We start from the raw sequence: 19,944 nt of genomic DNA on the forward strand, positions 1-19,944 counted from the left end.
CACATGACCGCAATCACCTTGCCGAATCCGACCGTAGGCAGCCTGGAAAGCTACATCCAGGCGGTGAAGGCCTTTCCCGTGCTAAGTGCCGAGGAGGAATACGACCTGGCCCGGCGCTTGCGGGACCACAACGATCTGGACGCAGCCCGCGCCCTGGTGCTATCCCATCTGCGGGTGGTGGTGAACATCGCTCGGGGCTATGCCGGCTATGGGCTACCGCAGGCCGACTTGATCCAAGAGGGCAACGTGGGCCTGATGAAGGCAGTGCGCCGGTTCGATCCGGACCGCGGCGTGCGCCTGGTGTCCTTCGCCATCCACTGGATCAAGGCGGAAATCCACGAGTTCATCCTGCGCAACTGGCGCATGGTGAAGATTGCCACCACCAAGGCCCAACGCAAGCTGTTCTTCAACCTGCGTAGCATGAAGCAGAGCCTGGGCACGCTGGGGCCGCGGGAGGTGGAAGCCATCGCCAAGGATCTGGGGGTGAAGCCGGAAGAAGTGGTGGAAATGGAAACCCGCCTGGACGGCGGCGATGTGGCCCTGGAGCCCGTGGGCGACGACGAGGAACAGGGCTTTGCACCCATTGCCTACCTCACAGACGCAGAGGCCGAGCCAGCCCGCCAGCTGGAGTACAAAGAAGGCGAGCTGCTTCGTGAGCAGGGGCTCACTCAGGCGCTGGCCAGCCTGGATGAGCGTAGCCGCCGCATCATCGAGACGCGCTGGCTAAGGGAAGACGACACCCTGACGTTGCATGAGTTGGCGGCGGAATACGGCGTGTCCGCAGAGCGCATTCGCCAGATCGAGGCCAAGGCCTTGCAGAAGATGAAAGCGGCCATCGTCGCCCAGGGCTGCGAAAGCGCCACCTGCTGAAGACCGGATGCCCAAACGAAAAGCGCTGGCGGCTTACACCGCCAGCGCTTTTTTTTGGCCCGGGTACGACTTTAGAGATTGGCCAAGATCACGGACAAGAAAGACATCCAGCCCAGCAGCACCAGCGCGGCCACCAGGGTCATGGGCAGGTTTTCCTTGGAGAACAGGGTCTTGATCATGATCGCTCCGCAAGTGTTTGAAAATATTGGCTCATTATAAGCCCTTAGTCCTTATCCTTCAATTGTGCGTCACGCCCAGGCAAGAGAGGGTCGTCCTCATCCATCAGGATGCGCTGGGCCGGGCCTTCCAGATCGTCGAACTGGCCGCTTTTCACCGCCCACCAGATACCAATGGCCAGTGCGATGAACACCAGGGTGGACAGGCCGATGAGGAAGAACAGGATGGAAGCCACGCTCACTTCAGCCGCAAGGCGTTGAGGACCACGATCAGAGAGCTCGCCGACATGCCGATGGCCGCCACCCAAGGTGGGATGTAACCGAGCACGGCGAAAGGCAGGGCCACCAAATTGTAGCCCACCGCCCAGGCAAAATTGGATTTCATCACGGCCATGGCGCGGCGGCCGGTGTTGAGCGCCTGGGCTACGTCCAGTAGGTTTTCCGACAGCAGGACGATGTCGCTGCTCGAGCGTGCCACCTGGGTGCCCCCGCCCATGGCGATGGACACCTGCGCGGCAGCCAGTACCGGCGCATCGTTCACACCGTCCCCCACCATGGCCACCACCTTGCCCGCCTGCTGCAAGGTCTGCAGGGCGGCGAGCTTGTCCTCCGGCCGTGCCTGGGCGCGCCAGTCCGTCACACCCAAGCTCTGGGCGACATGGCGCACGGCCGGCTCGGCATCCCCACTCAGGATGCTCACCCCTACGCCCATGGCCTCGAGGCGGCGCACCAGCGCCGGCGCCTCGGGGCGCAACCGGTCACCCAGCAAGAAAGCGGCCAAGGCACGGCCCTCGTGCGCCAGCCACACCACCGACGCGCCTGGCGGAACATCCGCCGGCAACGGTGGCACCTGGGCCAGAACCCGCGCATTGCCGAGCTGGTAGCGCACCCCGGCGATGGTCCCCGCCACGCCCAGCCCCGGTGTGTTCTGGGCTTCGGCGACAGGCAGCAAGGCCTCGGCAGGGACCGCGGCCAGAAAGCTCGCCGCCAGGGGGTGTTCCGAGGCCTGTTCCAGACTCGCGGCCAGCACCTTGGCCCGTTCCGCGTCCAGCTCGGCAAAGGGAATCACCCCGATCAGCCAAGGACAGCCATGGGTAAGGGTGCCGGTCTTGTCCAGCACCACGTGATCGACCCGCGCCAGAGTCTCCAGGGCGTGGCCACGGGTGAGCAGGATGCCCCGCTTAAGCAAACTGGAGCCGGCAGCGGCAATGGCCGCGGGGGCGGCAATGGACAGGGCGCAGGGACAGGTCACCACCAGCACCGCCAACACGATCGCGAACACCCGCTCCGGTGCAACCAGCGCCCAGCCGATGCCGGTGGCCAGCGCCAGTAACAACAAGGCCATGGTGAAGTAGGCCGCCACCTGGTCGGCAAGCTGAGCGAGCCGGGGCTTTTGCGCCTGGGCGCGATCCAGCAGGCGCACGATGCCAGCCAGCACGGTGTTCTCCCCCACCCCGGTTACGCGCACCAAGAGCGGCCCCTCCAGGTTAACGCTGGCGGCGATCACATCATCACCGGGGCGCTTGAGCACAGGACGGCTCTCCCCGGTAAGCAGGGCCTCGTCGGCGCTACTCTCCCCTTCCACCACCACCCCGTCGGCGGCAATGGCCTCACCCGGCTTGGCGAGGATGAGATCGCCGGGTGAAAGCTCTAGCACCGGCACGACTTCCTGGCGACCCTCGCGCACCCGCGTGGCCATGGCCGGCGCCAGCTTGAGCAGGTTCTCCGCCGCTTCGACAGATTTTTCCCGCGCCCCTTGCTCGAGGAAACGGGAAGCAAGCAGGATGAAGACGAACATGGTGATGGTGTCGAAGTACACCACGCCGTCGCCGTGCCAGGTGACCCAAGCGCTGCCCAGAAAGCCGCTAAGCACCGCCAGACTGACGGGTACGTCCATGTTCAGATGGCGGCTCAAAAGACCGTTCCACGCCGCGCGATAGAAGGGGACGGCGGAATAGAGCACGACGGGGATGCTAAGGATGAGGCTCGCCCAGCGCATGAGCTGAGCGGTGCCGTGATCCATGTCGTAGTAGTAAGCCCCGGCGTAGAGAGCGATGGCGAACATCATCACCTGCGCCGAAGCAAGCCCCGCCACGAACAACCGGCGCAAGTCTTGGCTGCGCCGCTGACGGCGCAGGGTTTCGGCGGCGTGGGCGTTGTAGGGATGCGCCTCGTAGCCCAGTAGACGGATCTCGGCGAGGATCTTGGAAAGGCTGATTTGGCGCTCGTCCCAGGCGATGCGGGCGCGGTGGGTAGCGTAATTGACGCTCACCGCTTTCACCCCGGGCAGCTGCATGAGGTGGCGCTCATTGAGCCAGATGCAAGCGGCGCAGGTGATGCCCTCCAGGATGAGCACCGCCTCGCGGGTGTGCTCATCGGCGTCGATGACGAAGCTCTTTTGGATGGCCGGATGGTCATAGACCGCAAGCCGGCTCAGGGCCTCCGGCACCAGCTCCTGGGGTGTGGTGGCAGGCGCGGTGCGATGGCGATAGTAGTCTTCCAGATGGTTGGCAACGATTGCTTCGGCGACCGCCTGGCAGCCGCGGCAGCACATGGCCCGCGGCTCGCCGTCGATGGTCACGGACAGCGCCACATCATCCGGAATCGGCTGGCCGCAGTGGAAACAGTCGCCGCTCATTGCACCCGCTGTACGCTGAGCTGTTCCTCCGCCTGGAAGCTGTCGCCACGCCGGCTCACGTGAATCACGGCGATCCAGCGTCCGGGCTCCGGCAGCCGGACCCACGCCTGGAACAGGCCGGGCTCGGTGGGCGCTAGATCCAAACTGAGATCGCTCTTTGCCTGGGCGGGACGGAGCAGTTCCAAGGTCACGCGCGCATCCGCCAAGGGCGTGTCGTCGCGATCATGGGCGCGCACGGTCACTTGTGCGGCCCCGTCGCGGGCCAGGGTATCCAGTCCCTTCCAGGTCACGCGCCAGCCCAGCCGCATCTGGCGATGCCGTGCCGAGAGTTCGGAGCCGATCTCCTTCGCCGCTTCCAGCCCATGGGGCACGACACCGGGAAAGGCAGTGTGCACTCGGCCATCTTCGGCACCAGGCAGCACCCAGCGGGCGAGCCACGGGGGAACGCCCTGGCTGGAGACATAGAGGAAAGCCGCATTAAGCGCCAGCACGAACAGGAAGAAGCCGATGAAGACCTTGGGGGCCCAGTGCATAGGGGTCCGCGCACTGATCTTTTGGCTGGCTTCGCGACTCGCGGCCAGGGTGAGCAAGGTGGCAGTGGACAGATAGACGGCGGTATGCATCGCCAATACGTCCAGGCCCGCCCAGTTGCCGGTGCTGTAGATGGCATAGCCCACCAGGGGCAGCACGCCACTGATCACGCCGCGCCAATAATTGGGCAGACCCAGCACGCGCAAAATCTGGTAGAGCAGCACCACCAAAACCACGCCGCCAAACAATGTGAACAGCAGGCTCATGAGTGCGGTCCGTAGAAACGCGCCGGACTCACGTGTACCTCGGCGGGCCGGCTTCTGGGGGTAATCGTGAACTCGAAGGACTCCACGCGCATGGCCGCCTCCGGTGGCAGCTTCACGCTCACCTGCACCAGGATGCTCTGATCGGGTTTGACGGTCACCTCTTGGAAGTTACCGAAGTCGGCGGCCTGCGCCGGAATGCCGCGCACTCCCAGCGCATAAGTCTCCGCATGGTCGCTGCGGTTGGCCAGCCGGATCTGGTAGCGGTTGCGGATCTGGCCATCGGACAGCACCACATAGAGGGGTTGGCGCACTTGGGTCACTGCCTGTTCCAAATCGCTGCGGTTGGCGATGCTGTGGACGAGTAGCGCCGACATGACCACCACCGCCAGGCCATAGCCGATCACCTTCAGCCGCTTCCAATGGAGGTGCGGCTTACCTGGCGCGGGCGACTTGATGTTGACTTCGCAATCATAGCGGATCAGACCGCGTGGGAAGCCGATGGAATCCATCACGCCATCGCAGGCGTCAATGCACAGACCACAGGAAATGCACGGGTACTGTAAACCATTGCGAATATCAATGCCCACCGGACAGACCTGCACGCACAGGGTGCAGTCGATGCAGTCGCCGTAGCCCTTGGCCCGGCGTTCCTCGCGGGTCTTGGCGCCGGGCCGCAGCGGTGCCCGGCCCATACGGCCATCTCCCCGTTTCTCGTCATAGGTGACCACCAGGGTTTCTGGATCGTACATCACGCTCTGGAAGCGGGCGTAGGGACAGACATACATGCAAATTTGCTCGCGCCCCAGTCCCGCCGCCACATAGGTGGTGAGGGTGAGGATCAGCACCGTGGCATAGGCCGCCGGATGGGCCTGGCCGGTGAAGAAGTCGCGCACCAGCTCGGGCGCATAGGTGAAATAAGCGGCGAAGGTGAAGGCCGTCCAGAAGGACACCAATAACCAGACGAAATGGGTGGTGCCGAGTTTTAGGATTTTCTCCCGGTTCCAGGGCTGTTTGTAAAGCCGCACCCGTTTCGGGCGATCGCCCTGGATGAGATTTTCGATCCAGACGAAAAAATCCGTCCACAGGGTCTGGAAGCAGAAATAGCCGCAAAAAGCGCGTCCCACTAAGGCGGTGACGAAGAACAATAGGGCCGCGGCGATGAACAGAAGCAGACCCAGCCAAACGATGAGATCCTGGGGATAGGCCACCAGACCGAAGATGTAGAACTTGCGGTGAACGAGGTCGAACATCACCGCCTGACTCGGGCCATCGTGACGCGGCCAGGGCAGCCACACCAGACCGAAAAACACGCTGTAGGCGAGAATCAACACGCCCCACTTGAAGCGGCGGAAACGACCCTTCACCGCCCGCGGAAAAATCGGAATGCGCTTCTCGTATAGTGCACTCTGCTCTTCGATCCCTGCCTGCATTGCGCTTCCTCAGAAGAAAAAACCTCGCCCGGAGGCGAGGTCGTTCATGACTTTCGGTTGCAGGACCGGTGCGTATCCGGGCGCCGAGCCAGCCGCCTTGTCGAGTTTCCTGCGCCCGTGCGCAGCGCTTATTTGCCGCCGCCCAGTTCGTGGACGTACACCGCCAGCAGCTTGATCTGCTCGGGCTTGAGGCGATCCTTCCAGGCCGGCATCACACCCTTGCCGAGGCCCTGGGTGATGACCGTCTTGACGGCTTCTACTTTTTTCTCGGGCGTGTCCGCGGCGGGCACCTTGGCCCACAGCCAGATCTTGTCGGTGAGATTGGGCGCACCCACGTCCTGCCGCCCCTTGGCGTCATCGCCATGACAATAGAAGCACATGGCGTCCATGGAATGGAACAGGGCATTGCCGGCCTGAGCCTTGACGGCATCCACCTTCTCGCCAGAGAGGGAGAGCACGTAGTTGGCTAGCTGGTCGATCTGCTCCGGCGTGAACACGCTGCCAAAGGCCGGCATGAAGCCGCGGCGTCCGTACGTGATCGTCTCCTGAATCTTTTCCAGCGTGCCGCCGTAGAGCCAGTCATCATCGGTCAGGTTGGGGAACAGGCCCACCACCCCCTGACCACCGGCCTGGTGGCAGGCCGCGCAGTTGTCGCCGAACAGCTGCTTGCCCGCCGAGATCACGAAGCTGTTGAGTTCCGGATCCTTGGCGATCTGCTCCAGCGGCAAGGCGGCGATCTTGTCGTAATAAGGCTTCTGCGCCTTCGCCGCGGCGTTCATCTCGGCCATCAGATCGGCGCGGGTGTTCCAGTGGGTGGTGACCGTCTCGCCCTTGGAATTGACATAGGTCACCTTGGCAATACCCGTGGTGTAGCCTTTGCCCAGCGGCCAGGCAGGATACAGCACCCAATACACCAGGGCGAAGACGATGGTGAGGTAGAAGGCCCACACCCACCAGCGCGGCAGCGGGTTGTTGTATTCCTGGAGGTCGCCGTCCCAGGCATGGCCGGTGGTTTGCACAGCGTGCGACTGCAGTTTTTCCTTGCTCATTGCTTGCCTTTCATATCACTGGCATCACACCCGCTTACTTTCGGCTCGCGGGTTGGGAAGGTGCGTCGTCTTGCGCACCCTTCTGCTCCGATTCCTCGTCGAGAAAGGGAATATCCTTGTAGGATTCCAGCTTCTGTCCCCGCTTCCTGCTCCCGAACACGAACCACAGGATGCCGAGGAACGCAACGAAGAAGATCAGCAGGCCGAGGGGCTTGGTATTCTCCGGATGGGAAAGCCACTCGAGCATGACGCCTCGTCAGCGGAATTTCACGAAGTAGTCGTCGTCGTACTTGCTGAAGTCCACCATGGTCCCCAGCACCTGCAGGTAGGCCACGAGCGCATCCATCTCCGTGACGTTGGAGGGATCGCCGTCATAGTTGCCCTCGGTCGCCTGCTTGACCAGGTTGTCCTTGGCGTTCGGGATGTGCAGCTGTTTGGCGATGGCCTCGCCGAACTGCTTCACGTTACGCTCGTATTCTGCCTGGGTGAGGGAATACGGCACGCCCACCGCGCGCTGCGCCTTGAGCCGGTCCACCAGATCGGAAGTGTCCAGCAGCGTGGTGGCAAGCCAAGGGTAGCGTGGCATGACCGAGCCCGGCACCATGGAGCTGGGGTCTTTGAGGTGTGCCACGTGCCACTCATTGGAATACTTCTTGCCCACCCGCGCCAGATCGGGGCCGGTGCGCTTGGAACCCCACTGGAAGGGATGGTCGTACTGGGATTCCGCCGCCAGAGAGTAGTGGCCATAACGCAGGGCCTCATCCCGGAAGGGCCGAATCATCTGGGAATGGCAGGTGTAACAGCCCTCGCGCACGTAGATGTCACGACCGCGCGCTTCCAGCGGCGTGTAGGGACGCACCCCGTCGACTTTTTCCACCGTGCTCTTTACCAAGAACAGGGGTGCGATCTCCACCAAGCCGCCGATGCTGATGACGATCATCGTGAGCACCAGCATCACCCCGACGTTGGTTTCGATCCATTCGTGTTTGAAGTTGAGGTTCATCGCGCTTTCCTTCCCTCGCACCCGGGCGTCAGGCGCCCGCCCGGGCCAGTTTCGCCGCCAGCTTGGCTTCCAGCTCAGCCGCTTCGCGCTGGCCTTGGCGGATGGTCATGTAGATGTTGTACGCCATGATCAGCACGCCGCTCAGGAACACCATGCCGCCGACGGCGCGCATCACGTAGGCGGGATGCATGGCGATCACCGTCTCGATGAAGGAATACTTCAGGTTGCCGAAGTCATCGAAGGTGCGCCACATCAGGCCCTGGCCGATGCCGGAAGCCCACATGGCAGTGATGTAGAGCAACACACCGATGGTGGCCAGCCAGAAATGCCAGTACACCAGCTTGAGGCTATATAACTTGGTATTCCACAGCTTGGGCATCATGTGGTAGAGGGAACCGAAGGTAATCATGGCCACCCAGCCCAGGGCGCCGGAATGCACATGGCCCACGGTCCAGTCGGTGTAATGGGACAGGGCATTGACGCTCTTCAAGGACATCATCGGGCCCTCGAAGGTGGACATACCGTAGAAGGAGAGCGCCACCGCCATGAAGCGGATGATGGGATCGGTGCGCAGCTTGTCCCAGGCACCTGAGAGGGTCATGATACCGTTGATCATGCCGCCCCAGGATGGCAGCAGCAACATGATGGAGAAGGTGGCCGCCAGCGTCGAAGTCCAGTCCGGGATCGCCGTCCAGTGGAGGTGATGGGTGCCCACCCACATATAGAGGAAAGACAGTGCCCAGAAGTGGACGATGGACAGGCGGTAGGAATAAATGGGCCGCCCAGCCTGCTTGGGCACGAAGTAATACATCATCCCCAGGAACGCCGCGGTCAGGAAGAAGCCCACCGCATTGTGGCCGTACCACCACTGGGTCATAGCGTCCTGGGCGCCGGCAAACAGGCTATACGACTTCATGGAGAAGAGGCTCACCGGCACCGCCAGATTGTTGAAGGTGTGGAGCAGAGCCGTGGCCAGGATGAAGGCGATGTAGAACCAGTTGGCGACGTAGATGTGCGGCTGCTTGCGGCGCATGATGGTGCCGATGAAGACTGCGGCATAGGCAATCCACACCACTTCGATCAGCAGATCGATGGGCCATTCCATCTCCGCATACTCCCGCCCTTGGGAATAACCCAGCATGTAGGAGATCGCCGCCAGCACGATCACCGCCTGCCAGCCCCAGAAGGTGAAGTTGGCCAGCGCATCGGAGATGAGCCGGGTCTGGCAGGTGCGCTGCACCACGTAATAGGAGGTGGCGAACAGGGCGGAACCACCGAAGCCGAAAATCACGCCGCTGGTGTGCACCGGGCGCAGGCGGCCGAAGGTGATGTAGGGAATGTCGAAGTTGAGAAAGGGCCAGGCAAGTTCAGAGGCGATATAGACGCCGGCGAGCATGCCCACCACCCCCCACACCAGGGACATCACCGCGAACTTGCGGACGACGTCAAAGTTGTACTGCTCCTTCTCTGTCACTGCGACCGCCATGGTTTTTCTCCTGAAATGCTCGAATGCTTGCCAACACCCGCGAGATTAATGTATGAGTATATTCGCAACTACTGTAACATCGCAAGGGTACGCCAGTCGCGCCCGGTCTCAGGCGCCCGCCAATAAGAGCTTGATGTCGTGGACCATGGGTTCGGCCCCGGCGCCGAAACCGAACAGCAGCCGCAGCCGGCCCTGGGGATCGAAGACATAGGTGTTGGCCCCGTGATCCAGGGTGTACTGATCCGGATCGCTGCCCGCCTGCTTTTGGTAGAACACCTTGAAATCGGCGGCGATCTTGCGCGTCGTGGCCTCGTCACCGTAGAGACCTAGGAAAGTGGGATAGAAGGCGGGCACATATTGCGCCAGCAGGGTCGGCGTATCGCGCGCCGGATCCAGGGTCACGAACAGGACCTGCACCCGCTGCGCGTCGGGGCCGAGGCGTTTCATCACTTGCGCCATTTCTCCTAGCGTGGTGGGACACACGTCCGGACAATGGGTGTAGCCGAAGAACATCACCACCACCTTGCCGCGAAAATCAGCCAGGGTGCGCACCTTGCCGGTGTGATCCGTCAGGCGGAAATCCCGGCCCCAGTCGGCACCCGTGATGTCCGTGCCCTGGAAGGCCGGCGGTTGCTGCCCGCAGCCAACCAAGAGGAAAGCAAGCAGCAATGGCAAGAAGCGAAAAAGGCCGCTCATGGGCACAGGCAACGAAAATGGGAGCGCATTATCCCCTTTCTGCGCTCGCCTGTCAGCTACCCGAATGGATCAGCGGCGGGCGGTTTCAGCGGCCCATTGGGCGAGCTCGGTCAGCACCAGGCGCACCGCCTGGTTGGCGGCTTCGGCACCGCGCACCGGGTCATCCGCTGCACAGGGCACAGTAGCGGCAAAGGTGCGCGTGGCGACCGGCTCGGCCGTTTTTACATTGGAAAGCTGGGCACGCAGCACCAATTCCACCCGCGAGGGGCTGGTGGAGAAGTTCTGGCGCAGACGCAGCACCTCGGTGTCCAGACGCAGGCCTGCGCGCGCGACGGCGGGAGCAGCCAGCACCGCGGAGAAACCACCGCTTGCCTCCAGTGCCTGCACCAAGAGCGGCGCCAGCATGCGCGGCGGCGTATCCACCCACCGATGGCGGGCGAAATAAGCCAGCTCCTGGGGCGCGCGCCAATAGGCCATGCCAGCACTGTCGTAGCCTGCACGGGCGCGCGGGAGCGCCACCAGCAGCGCAGGCCCGTCTGCCTGGGTAGCGCTGGGGGTGAAATCTGCCTCCAGCGTCATTAGCTTCACTTCCTCCGTGCGCGGCACGGGCAGACAGCCGGCAAGCGCAAATAGCGCAAGCACGAGATAAGCCGATACGCGCATGGCATCTCCTTTACGTTTCACTCACCCGGTCCGGGACGGGACACGGGCCGCCCGAACACCAGGCTGCTCGGCTGCCGCTCCAGCTCGCTGCTGGCACGGCGCAGGCTTTGTGCCAGCTCACGCATTTCGATCAGCAAGGCGTCGAGCTCGGGCAGGGTCTGGCCCGCAAGCTGCGTCATTCCCGTCTGCAGCGCCTGCGTCGCCCCGCTGGCATGGCTTAAGACACGGGTGATTTCATCGGCCATGCGCTCCACCCGGCCCGCGGTCTGCTGCAGCCGTTGTGCGAGATGGGCGACTTCCTGGCCTGCTGCACTGGTGCTCTTGAGGGTTGCTTCCAGCACGGGCATCTGCTGGGCGAGTAGCCGTGTGCTGGTTTCCACATTGGCAAGGATCTGGCGGAGCTGACGCCGGGTTGCCTCGTCCGTGAGGGCATTGAGGTTTTCTGTGCCGCGATTGAGATTGGCGAGCACGGTGCTGACCGCAGTGTCCAGGCGCGTCATGAGGGACGGCCGGGTCGGGATCACGGGCACCTTGTCCGGTGCGCGCGCCGCAAGCGGCGGTGCATCGGGCGAGCCACCCGTGAGCTCCACCTGCATGAGACCGGTGAGTCCTTGCATGCGCAGGGTCGCCACCGTGTCGCTGCGGATGGGCGCCCTCTCGTCCAGCGACATGACCAGGCGCACGCGGCCCGAACCGTCCGGGGCGAGTTCGATTTCGGTCACGCGCCCCACGGTCACGCCCTTGTATTTCACCGGAGCGTTGACGTTAAGGCCCGCCACGGATTCATCGAAATACGCGTAATAAACGCGGGCAGGCGGCTCGCGAAGCCCCCCCGCATACAGCCAAAAAACGACACCCACCAGGGCCGCTCCCATGAGGAGCACGAAGGCACCCACCAACGTGTAACTGAAGCGTGATTCCATCACCCATCCTCAGGGCGCCTCGGCCAACGGATTGCGCCGGTCTTTTTGTCTGGGATGCTCGCCGTCCGCGGAAACAGGCGAGGGATCTCGACCACGCGTGCTTGCATGCCCTAGCAGAAACCGCCTCAGTTCTCGCCAGGCCAAACAGCGCGCCCGCGCGGACCATGGAAATAGGGCCACAAGCCAGGATGCGTCGAGCGGGCGAGCTCCGCCATGGTGCCCAGACCCACCACCCGCCTTTCACCCAACATGGCCACACGATCGGTCACGTGCCAGAGCAGGTCCAAATCGTGGGTAACCACAATGATGGTCAGTTTGAGCGCCGCCTTCAAGCCGAGAATGAGTTCGTCCAAGGCGCTCGCCGCCAATGGATCCAGCCCCGCAGAGGGTTCGTCCAAGAACAAGAGTTCCGGATCCAGGGCGATGGCCCGCGCCAGTGCCGCCCGCTTGCGTAGCCCGCCCGACAGCTCGCGGGGATATTTGTGGACGGTATCCGGCGGCAGATCGGCCAAGGCGATCTTGATGCGCGAAAGCTCCTCGATTTCCCGCGGGCTCAGGGTGGTATGCTCCCGGAGCGGCAAAGCGACGTTTTCCAGCACCGTGAGTCCGGTGAACAAGGCCCCGCCCTGGAACATCACCCCGCAGCGACGACGCAGCGCCTGCGCCTTGCCCTCGTCGAGTTCCATTAAGTCCACGCCCAAAATGCGGATGCGACCGGCATCCGGCCGCTGCAACATCAGCATCTCCTTAAGCAGGGTGGATTTGCCGCAGCCGCTGGGGCCGGCGATACCGAACACCTCGCCGTGCCAGACAGCGAGATCGATGCCGTCATGGATCAAGGTGCCCCCGAGACGGGTCCTCACTCCGGTGAGTTCGATGGCGGGGAGCATGCTCAGCGAAACCCGAGCCGTGTGACATTGGCCAGCACCGAGAACACGGCATCGACGATAATGATGAGGAAGATGGACTGCACCACGGACAGCGTGGTGTGGCGTCCCACGCTGTCGGCGCTGCCCGCGGCGCGGAAACCCTGGTAGCACCCCACCAGGGCGATGATCAAGGCGAATACCGGTGCCTTGCCCACCCCGAACAGAAACGTCGAAACACGGATGGTGTCGTCGAAGCGGTCGAGGAAGCTCGCGGCGTCCACATCGAGCTGCACACGCGCCACCACGAAGCCGCCCAGCAGCCCCAGCACATCGGCGTAAAAGGTGAGCAGGGGCAGCACCAGCGCGAGCGCCAGCATGCGCGGCAGCACTAGCACCTCCTGGGGCGAAAGCCCCAGGGTGCGCAGTGCGTCGATTTCCTCCGATACCTTCATGGTGCCAATCTGCGCCGCGAACGCGGAGCCGGAGCGTCCGGCGACGATGATGGCCACCAGCATGGGCCCCAATTCCCGCAGGATGGCATGGGCGATCAGATCCACCACGAAGATGTTGGCGCCATAGCGCGCGAGCTGGGTGGCACCCTGGTAGGCGATTACCACGCCCACCAGGAAAGCCAACAGGCCCACCAGGGCTAGCGCATCGAGACCCGCGTGCTGAATGTGGTGCAGCACCAGCCGGCCGCGCCAGCGGCGCGGCTCGCGCAGCGCCACGAGGGCGCTGAGCGTGGTCTCCCCTAGAAAGGCCAGCATGCCCTGGGCCTCTTGCCAGCGCTGTGAAACGCCCATGCCCAGGCGCGCAAGCCAGCCGGGCGGCCGGGGCGGGGCAAACCACGGCAAGCGCGCAGCGCGGCTTTGCACCAGTTCCAGGAGGCGGGCGCGTTCTGGCGCCAGCCCCACCAGCTCCACCTCGCGCCCCATTCCGCGCAGATGGCAAAGAAGCGCATCGAGTAGCCAGGCGCCAGCGGTATCGAAGGCGAGGATGTCACCGCAGTCCACGACGAGCCGGGATTCTCCAGGATAGGCAAGCGTGGCCACGCGAGGCTTGAGTCCGGCGATGCCCTGCACGGTCCAGTGACCAAGGCAGCGCACGCGGCCATCCCCAAACAGGAAGTCCGCGGCTTGGCTTTGCGAAGAGGTAATGGATGAGGCGGACGGCATGACGCTGGGAGTATATCCAGCGCTCGCCCGCGCGTCAGGCTGGCTCGCGCTCCAACCGCTGCGTGGTGAGCACGCTGCTGGGCAGATCCGCCAGCCGATACTTGCCGGTTTGCACCGCGCGCGCAAGTTTTTCCAGGGTTTGCTCCTTGAGCAGGGCGAGCACTTTTTTCTTGATGGGCTGCCACTTGGCGTGCATGGGACAAGCGGTGGCATCGGAACACACCTTGAGCCCCAGCACGCAGTCCTGGGCAAAGCCCGGGCCTTCGGTGATGGCCAGCACCTGCAGCAGATCGGTCTTTTCTGCGCCCTCGCGCAGACAGAAGCCGCCCAGGCGGCCACGGAAGGAATAGAGCAGATTCCCCCTGCAGAGGCTCTGCATGATCTTGGCGAGATAGGCCGGCGGGACGTTGAGGCGGCTGGCGATCTCGCGGTTGAGCACCGGCTGGCCCTTGGGTTGGGTGGCGATGAAGATCAGCGCCTGGATCGCGTATTGGCTGGTACGGGAGAGCATCATGGCCGTTGGATAAGACTCTTTACGGAGCAGTTTATCCTAATTCCGGCCATTGCGCACGGAGCCGGCAACCCTTTAGGCCAGGATCCCAAGCGGTAGCCGGAGATAGTGGTCCACGAGCAGCGCGGCGAACAGAAGGCTCAAGTAGAGGATGGAGTAGGCGAAGGTCTTTTTCGCCAGGACGTCGCTGTAGGCCCGATACAGGCGCCAGCCATACCACAGGAACACGCCATCGAGCACCAGGGCAGCGGCTAGATAGATGAGGCCGCTCATGCCGCTCGCCACGGGCAGCAAGGTGCAAGCAGTGAGAATCAGCGTATAGAGCAGCACGTGCAGGCGGGTGAAGGCCTCACCGTGGGTGACGGGCAGCATGGGCATGCCGGCTTTGGCGTACTCCTCACGACGGTACAAGGCCAGGGCCCAGAAATGGGGTGGGGTCCAGGCAAAAATGATGAGGAATAGCAGCAGGGCATCGGCGCTCACCTCCCCCGTGGCAGCAGCCCAGCCCAGCACCGGTGGCATGGCGCCGGAGGCGCCGCCAATGACGATGTTCTGGGGTGTCAGGGGTTTGAGCACCACCGTGTAGATCACCGCGTAGCCCACGAAGGTCGCCAGGGTGAGCCACATGGTGAGGGCATTGACATAGGCGTTGAGAATGAACAGACCTAACCCGCCCACCACACCAGCGAACACGAGGGTCTGTATTGGCGTCACCTGCCCGCGCGGCAGCGGGCGCGCCCGGGTGCGCGCCATGATGGCGTCCACCTTCTGCTCGATGAGACAGTTGAAGGCCGCCGCCGCGCCCGCCACCAGGGCGATGCCCACGGTGCCCGCGATCAGGATGCGCAGCGGCACCATGCCCGGAAGGGCGAGGAACATGCCAATCACCGCGGTGAACACGATCAGCGCCACCACGCGCGGCTTGCACAGAGCAAAGAACTGTTGGCAGCGGCAGGCCACCTGATTGACGCTCAGCGTCGTCATGCGCGTCTCCTCAACCGGAATCATCCCGTCTGCGCGGGATTGTGTCGGGCACCTACCCCGACGCGAAAGTGTAACACCACGAGCATCATCACCAGCAACGCCGCACCTCCGTTGTGCAGCACCGCCACGGGCAGCGGCCACTGCAGCATGACATTGGACAGGCCAGTGAGAAACTGCAACAAGATCAGCCCCGCCAGCGCGCGGGCCCAACGGGCCAGGCCCGGCACCGACCGGGCGCGCCAGGCAAGCGTGCCCAGCACGGCGAGCACCAGATAAGCGAAGTTGCGATGGACCCAATGAATGGCCACCAGGGACTGGAAAGGAATGAGATCGCCGTCCGCCGTCTGCCCCAGCGGACGCCACAGGGTATAGGCGTGATGAAAGTCCATCTCCGGCGGCCACCAGTGCCCATGGCAGAGGGGAAAGTCGGGACAGGCCAGTACCGCGTAATTGGTGCTCACCCAGCCACCGAGGGCGATTTGCAAGACGAGCACGACCGCCGCCAGCAGACCGTGGCCACGCAGGGCCACCGCCTCCGCGCCCACCGCCGGGCGCGGGCCTTCCCGCAAGGCAAGGCCCGTGAGGAGCGCCAGCAGTAGCATGCCGCCCAGTAGATGCAGGGTGACGATTGCCGGCGTTAGTTTCATGGTCACGGTGAAGGCGCCGAATGCGCCCTGCACGCAGACGGCGAGGAAAATGACCGTGGCAAGCCAGGGCGAGCGGCTGGGATCTCGCCGAGCCCGCAGCCAGGCCTGCACCATGAGCACGATGATGAGCAGCCCTACACCCATGGCGAAATAACGATGCAGCATTTCGATCCACGCCTTGATGCGCGTGACCGGGCCGCTGGGCATGGCCGTCTCCGCGGCGCGGATATGCTCCGCTGCCGAGAGCGGATTCGAGTGGCCGTAACACCCCGGCCAGTCAGGGCAACCCAGGCCGGAATCGGTTAGACGGGTAAACCCACCAAACATGATCAGATCCAGCGCGAGGAAGGCCGTCACCCAGGCAAGTCGGGCATGGACATCGCCGCCCCTTCGCGCCACGTAGGCGAGCACGGGTAGGGCCACCAGCAGGCCGAACAGCGCGAGCAAAAGCAGGTTCGGAGCCGTCATCAACCGATCTGCGAGGCCTTGAGCAAACGGGCGAGGTCCTTGCCCATGCGCTTGAGATCCGGATCCAAGTCATAGCGCATCATCGCGTTGCCCAGGGGATCGATCACGTAGAGATGGCCAGTCAGGCCGTGCCTCGCAGGCAGACGGCGGGCGAGATCGCCGTGCGGATCCCGCACCACGCGCAGGGGTCCGAGCCGTTCCAAGAGCGCCGGATCCGGCACACCGGCGTCTGTCAACAGCCACACCACCTGCACGCGCGCCTGGTCACGGCCCTGCAGCAGGCGCACCCGGCGCAGGGCATCGAACTGACGTGCGCAGACGGCGTCGCAGGCGCTGGGCGCGGCATGCAGGAGCAACCACTTGCCGCGCAATTGGCGCAGGGGCAGCGGCGTGCCATCTGGCAAGGCCAGGGTCAGCTCGCTGGGCAGAGACACCGGCTCGATGAGCTCACCATAGTTCACCGCCGCCCCCTTGGGCGGCCACACGTAGTAGAACAGATAGGAAGCGACCACCGGTGCCAGGAACACCGCCAGCACCAGTAGGAATTTAGCTCGATTGCCGCGCCCTGCATCGTCTTGCATACAGCACCACGTAAAGGATCACGATGGTCGCCGCCATGGCAAACCATTGGAAGGCGTAGCCCAGATGTTTTTCCACGCCCGTATCGGGCCGCACCCACTGGCGGTGAAGGCCGTCGCCCGTGTCGTTGAGCTGGGTGACCACCACGGGCAGTAGGGAATAGGGCAAGGTGGCAGCATAGCGAGGCAAATCCAGGTTCTGCCACACCTTGCCCTGCACCACCTGGCGCGACAGCTCCAGATATTTCCCAGGCGGGGGACCGGCAATGCCGTCGATACGCACCGGTGCGGGCGGCACCGGCACCACCGGCAGCGGCCCGTTCCAGTCACGGATCACCCGGCCGCGATCGATCAGCACCGCCACCGAGGCACCTTCGATCAGAAGGGGCGTCAGCACCTGATAGGCGGGGTGACCTTCCCAGCTGCGATTGTCGAGGAAGATTTCGTGGGCGGAATCGAACCGGCCTGTGACCTGTACCCGCCGGCCTTGCAGCGCTGCCGCGTCAACCGGGCGACCATCCAAGGCGATGGGTGCCGCCTGGAGGCGAGCGTCGATGCGGGCTTGCAAAGCGCGTTTGTACTCCGCCCGGTCGAGTTGCCACTTGCCTGCGGCGAGCGTCACGGCAAGCAGCAAGGCCGCGGCCACGCTGGGCCAGAGCAAGCCTCGCCCACCCTCAGCCATGGCGGTCGCGCGAGGCTTGCATTACACTGTGCATATCTGCCGCCACGCCTTCGGCACGCGGCAGACGCCCACGCGCCTGCGCCGCTAAATCCGGCCAGCCGCACTCACCCAGGCCCGATTGCGAGTCCACCATGTCCCCCATCCTGTACCGCAGCCTCGTCGTCGCGTTTCTCGTCGTCATCATCGGCAGCTTGTTTTCGGCCTTGCTCTTTCTGCTCAAGGACAAAGGTAGCACGGAACGCACGGTGAAGGCGTTGACGGTGCGCATCGGCGTTTCCATCACCCTGTTCGGCCTGCTCATGGCCGGCTTCTACTTCGGCGTACTGCCTCCCAAGCCCTAGCCCCGTTGTTATTCCTTCGCCGGTGAGAACAAACAAAAATGGCGCCGCGGTACCCTGCGGCGCCAGAGTCCCCTTTCTCCTAATCGTTCTGGTTATAGGCCTCCTTTGGTTTATGGGGCCGCGCGCTCAAAGCGCATAGACGAACACGAACAGAAGCAGCCAGACCACATCCACAAAGTGCCAATACCAAGACACCGCTTCGAAAGCGAAGTGGCGCTCCGGCGTGAAGTGGCCCTTCAGCGCCCGCAGCCAGACCACGGTCAGCATCACCGTGCCGATGGTCACGTGCAGCCCATGGAAACCAGTGAGCATGAAGAAGGTCGCGCCATAGGCGCCCGCGCCCAGTGTGAGCCCCATCTTGGTGTAGGCATGGACATACTCATAAGACTGTAGCCCGAGGAAGAGTAGGCCCAGGCAGATGGTGAGGAACAGCCACACCACGAGTTGGGTGCGGTTATTCTTCTTCAGCCCCCAGTGGGCAATGGTGACGGTAAGACCCGAAGTGAGCAGGATCAGGGTATTGAGGGCAGGAATGCCCCACGCCCCCATGGCCGCAAACTGATTGGAACCGGGCGGCACCTCCGTGTCCACACCCGCCAGGCTCGGCCCCAAGGGGCCCGCGGTCGGCCAACTCGGCGTGTAGCCCGGCCACAGCATCGCACCCGTTTCCCCCGAGCCCAGCCAGGGCACCGCCAGCACCCGCAGATAGAACAAGGCGCCGAAGAAAGCGGCAAAGAACATCACTTCGGAAAAAATGAACCACGTCATGCCCCAGCGGAAGGAGCGGTCCACCTGCTCGTTGTACTTGCCAGACTCGGATTCCTCGATGACACGACCAAACCAGCCGAACATCATGTAGAACAGCACCGCCAAGCCGGCCAGCACCAGCCAGCCGCCTGGCAGCCGATTCGCCCACAGCACCATGCCGGATGCGAACAAGAGCAGCGCCACCGAACCCACGATGGGCCAGCCCGAAGGCTGTGGCAGATAGTACCCTCCCCCTTGATGCTCACTCATGTTTCGTTCCTCCTCGCTTTGGTTACCCAGAATGGCTCATTCCAAATCTTGCATCATCCCGCGGCGAGGTGGGTCACCAGCCACACCACACCCAGCAACGCCGCAATGAACAAGGCCGCAGCCACCAGCCCCATGGCAATCACCTGGCCGGGGGTGAGCTTGGCGGCATCCGACTCATAATCGTGGCGGCGCCGCACGCCAAAAAAGCTCCAGAAGACAGCCGTGGCGGCCGCAAGCCAGCCCCGCTTGTCTCGCCCATTCATGCGCCTTCCCCGGAGGCGCCTGCCACCGCAGCCTTGGGGGCGCGCTCGTAGAAGGTATAGGAGAGGGTGATGGTGTGCACGTTGCGGGGCAAATCGTTTTGCACCACGAATTGAACCGGCATCAGCCGTTCCTCGCCAGGCTTGAGAGTCTGCTCGCTAAAACAGAAGCATTCGATTTTCTTGAAGTAGCTGGCGGCGTACGCAGGGGCATACGCCGGAACGGCCTGACCGACGATGGTGCGGTCGGTGGTGTTGACCACGCGATAGAACACCTGCTTCATCTCACCCGGATGGACTTCAAGCTTCACCGTCTGGGGCTCGAAGCGCCAGGGCAAGCCCGTGCCCACGTTGGAATCGAACTCGATGGTCACGGTGCGCGCGAAATCCACCTGGGTGTTGCTCGGGGCGATCCGTTCCCGGCTGAGTCCGGTAACCTCACAGATCTTTTTATAAAACGGCACCAAGGCGAAGCCGAAGCCAAACATGGCCACCGTGACCACGATCAGCTTGCGCAGGAGGACTGTGTTTTGCTCGCGCCGATCCATCGCTTCAGCCATACATCCGTAGCGTCCACAGGAAAATGATGACCACCAGCGCCACCAGGATGGCGGCGGTGAGGTATTTATTCTTCTCGCTGGGGGGCATTGTTTTCCCGTGGGCACTGGGACGGCCCATCAC

24 protein-coding genes are annotated in these 19,944 nt (G+C 63.5%); 2 read left to right on the top strand and 22 right to left on the bottom strand.

Features of this window, described 5'->3' with window-relative positions:
* Window positions 1–3 precede the first annotated feature (3 nt).
* Complete coding sequence (gene rpoH / locus V6E02_RS07135) at window positions 4–870, top strand: RNA polymerase sigma factor RpoH (protein ID WP_347308090.1); 867 nt, start codon at window positions 4–6, stop codon at window positions 868–870.
* Between the two features lie 223 nt (window positions 871–1,093).
* Here rpoH and ccoS read toward each other — a convergent pair whose 3' ends face one another.
* The 19 genes from ccoS to V6E02_RS07230 all read right to left on the bottom strand — a co-directional run bounded on the left by ccoS (window position 1,094) and on the right by V6E02_RS07230 (window position 17,778).
* A complete protein-coding gene (gene ccoS, locus V6E02_RS07140; RefSeq protein ID WP_347308091.1) occupies window positions 1,094–1,282 on the bottom strand; it encodes a cbb3-type cytochrome oxidase assembly protein CcoS in 189 nt (62 codons plus the stop codon).
* Window positions 1,283–1,284: 2 nt separating this feature from the next.
* Complete coding sequence (locus tag V6E02_RS07145) at window positions 1,285–3,684, bottom strand: heavy metal translocating P-type ATPase (RefSeq protein ID WP_347308092.1); 2,400 nt, start codon at window positions 3,682–3,684, stop codon at window positions 1,285–1,287.
* On the bottom strand, window positions 3,681–4,481 hold the full coding sequence (locus tag V6E02_RS07150) for a FixH family protein (RefSeq protein WP_347308093.1): 801 nt from the start codon (window positions 4,479–4,481) through the stop codon (window positions 3,681–3,683). Before V6E02_RS07150 ends, V6E02_RS07145 begins: the two co-directional genes overlap by 4 nt.
* Window positions 4,478–5,911 (bottom strand): cytochrome c oxidase accessory protein CcoG, encoded by a 1,434-nt coding sequence (ccoG, locus tag V6E02_RS07155; protein WP_347308094.1) that lies wholly within the window; start codon window positions 5,909–5,911, stop codon window positions 4,478–4,480. The genes V6E02_RS07150 and ccoG overlap by 4 nt, the downstream gene beginning before the upstream one ends.
* Before the next feature lie 128 nt (window positions 5,912–6,039).
* Complete coding sequence (ccoP, locus tag V6E02_RS07160; RefSeq protein WP_347308095.1) at window positions 6,040–6,960, bottom strand: cytochrome-c oxidase, cbb3-type subunit III; 921 nt, start codon at window positions 6,958–6,960, stop codon at window positions 6,040–6,042.
* 34 nt (window positions 6,961–6,994) lie between these two features.
* Window positions 6,995–7,207, bottom strand: coding sequence for a cbb3-type cytochrome oxidase subunit 3 (locus tag V6E02_RS07165; RefSeq protein ID WP_347308096.1), 213 nt, complete (start codon window positions 7,205–7,207; stop codon window positions 6,995–6,997).
* Between the two features lie 9 nt (window positions 7,208–7,216).
* Entirely contained in the window at window positions 7,217–7,963 is a 747-nt protein-coding gene (gene ccoO / locus V6E02_RS07170; RefSeq protein ID WP_347308097.1) for a cytochrome-c oxidase, cbb3-type subunit II, read from the bottom strand.
* 28 nt (window positions 7,964–7,991) lie between these two features.
* Window positions 7,992–9,449, bottom strand: coding sequence for a cytochrome-c oxidase, cbb3-type subunit I (gene ccoN, locus V6E02_RS07175; protein WP_347308098.1), 1,458 nt, complete (start codon window positions 9,447–9,449; stop codon window positions 7,992–7,994).
* 108 nt (window positions 9,450–9,557) lie between these two features.
* Entirely contained in the window at window positions 9,558–10,145 is a 588-nt protein-coding gene (locus V6E02_RS07180) for an SCO family protein (protein WP_347308099.1), read from the bottom strand.
* Window positions 10,146–10,214: 69 nt separating this feature from the next.
* Window positions 10,215–10,808 (bottom strand): ABC-type transport auxiliary lipoprotein family protein, encoded by a 594-nt coding sequence (locus tag V6E02_RS07185; RefSeq protein WP_347308100.1) that lies wholly within the window; start codon window positions 10,806–10,808, stop codon window positions 10,215–10,217.
* Window positions 10,809–10,825: 17 nt separating this feature from the next.
* Window positions 10,826–11,731, bottom strand: coding sequence for an MlaD family protein (locus tag V6E02_RS07190; protein WP_347308101.1), 906 nt, complete (start codon window positions 11,729–11,731; stop codon window positions 10,826–10,828).
* Window positions 11,732–11,856: 125 nt separating this feature from the next.
* Window positions 11,857–12,621, bottom strand: coding sequence for an ABC transporter ATP-binding protein (locus V6E02_RS07195; RefSeq protein ID WP_347308102.1), 765 nt, complete (start codon window positions 12,619–12,621; stop codon window positions 11,857–11,859).
* Between the two features lie 2 nt (window positions 12,622–12,623).
* The gene (locus tag V6E02_RS07200; protein WP_347308103.1) at window positions 12,624–13,706 is read right to left on the bottom strand and encodes an ABC transporter permease; all 1,083 of its coding nucleotides are present in this window, start codon (window positions 13,704–13,706) and stop codon (window positions 12,624–12,626) included.
* 103 nt (window positions 13,707–13,809) lie between these two features.
* On the bottom strand, window positions 13,810–14,289 hold the full coding sequence (locus tag V6E02_RS07205; protein WP_347308104.1) for an RrF2 family transcriptional regulator: 480 nt from the start codon (window positions 14,287–14,289) through the stop codon (window positions 13,810–13,812).
* A 72-nt stretch (window positions 14,290–14,361) separates the two neighbouring features.
* Window positions 14,362–15,270 carry a heme o synthase gene (gene cyoE, locus V6E02_RS07210; RefSeq protein ID WP_347308105.1) on the bottom strand — a complete coding sequence of 303 codons (909 nt, stop codon included), beginning with the start codon at window positions 15,268–15,270 and terminating at the stop codon, window positions 14,362–14,364.
* A 20-nt stretch (window positions 15,271–15,290) separates the two neighbouring features.
* On the bottom strand, window positions 15,291–16,385 hold the full coding sequence (locus V6E02_RS07215; RefSeq protein WP_347308106.1) for a COX15/CtaA family protein: 1,095 nt from the start codon (window positions 16,383–16,385) through the stop codon (window positions 15,291–15,293).
* Entirely contained in the window at window positions 16,385–16,966 is a 582-nt protein-coding gene (locus V6E02_RS07220; RefSeq protein ID WP_347308107.1) for an SCO family protein, read from the bottom strand. Before V6E02_RS07220 ends, V6E02_RS07215 begins: the two co-directional genes overlap by 1 nt.
* Window positions 16,932–17,645, bottom strand: a complete 714-nt coding sequence (locus V6E02_RS07225; protein WP_347308108.1) for an SURF1 family protein — start codon at window positions 17,643–17,645, stop codon at window positions 16,932–16,934. Before V6E02_RS07225 ends, V6E02_RS07220 begins: the two co-directional genes overlap by 35 nt.
* The gene (locus V6E02_RS07230) at window positions 17,638–17,778 is read right to left on the bottom strand and encodes a hypothetical protein (RefSeq protein WP_347308109.1); all 141 of its coding nucleotides are present in this window, start codon (window positions 17,776–17,778) and stop codon (window positions 17,638–17,640) included. Before V6E02_RS07230 ends, V6E02_RS07225 begins: the two co-directional genes overlap by 8 nt.
* On the opposite strand from V6E02_RS07230, the gene V6E02_RS07235 reads away from it, so the two are divergent.
* Window positions 17,777–17,986 (top strand): twin transmembrane helix small protein, encoded by a 210-nt coding sequence (locus V6E02_RS07235; RefSeq protein ID WP_347308110.1) that lies wholly within the window; start codon window positions 17,777–17,779, stop codon window positions 17,984–17,986. The two genes, V6E02_RS07230 and V6E02_RS07235, sit on opposite strands and share 2 nt — an antisense overlap.
* 126 nt (window positions 17,987–18,112) lie before the next feature.
* On the opposite strand, the gene V6E02_RS07240 is transcribed toward V6E02_RS07235, so the two are convergent.
* From V6E02_RS07240 to V6E02_RS07250, 3 genes are read right to left on the bottom strand one after another with little or no spacing between them, the layout of a single operon-like run.
* A complete protein-coding gene (locus tag V6E02_RS07240) occupies window positions 18,113–19,003 on the bottom strand; it encodes a cytochrome c oxidase subunit 3 (protein WP_347308111.1) in 891 nt (296 codons plus the stop codon).
* 53 nt (window positions 19,004–19,056) lie between these two features.
* Window positions 19,057–19,266, bottom strand: a complete 210-nt coding sequence (locus tag V6E02_RS07245) for a DUF2970 domain-containing protein (protein WP_347308112.1) — start codon at window positions 19,264–19,266, stop codon at window positions 19,057–19,059.
* Window positions 19,263–19,823 carry a cytochrome c oxidase assembly protein gene (locus tag V6E02_RS07250; protein WP_347308113.1) on the bottom strand — a complete coding sequence of 187 codons (561 nt, stop codon included), beginning with the start codon at window positions 19,821–19,823 and terminating at the stop codon, window positions 19,263–19,265. Before V6E02_RS07250 ends, V6E02_RS07245 begins: the two co-directional genes overlap by 4 nt.
* Between the last annotated feature and the right edge of the window lie 121 nt (window positions 19,824–19,944).

This window comes from Thiobacter sp. AK1, from assembly GCF_039822265.1.
In the GTDB taxonomy this organism is placed as follows: Bacteria; Pseudomonadota; Gammaproteobacteria; order Burkholderiales; family Thiobacteraceae; genus Thiobacter; species Thiobacter aerophilum.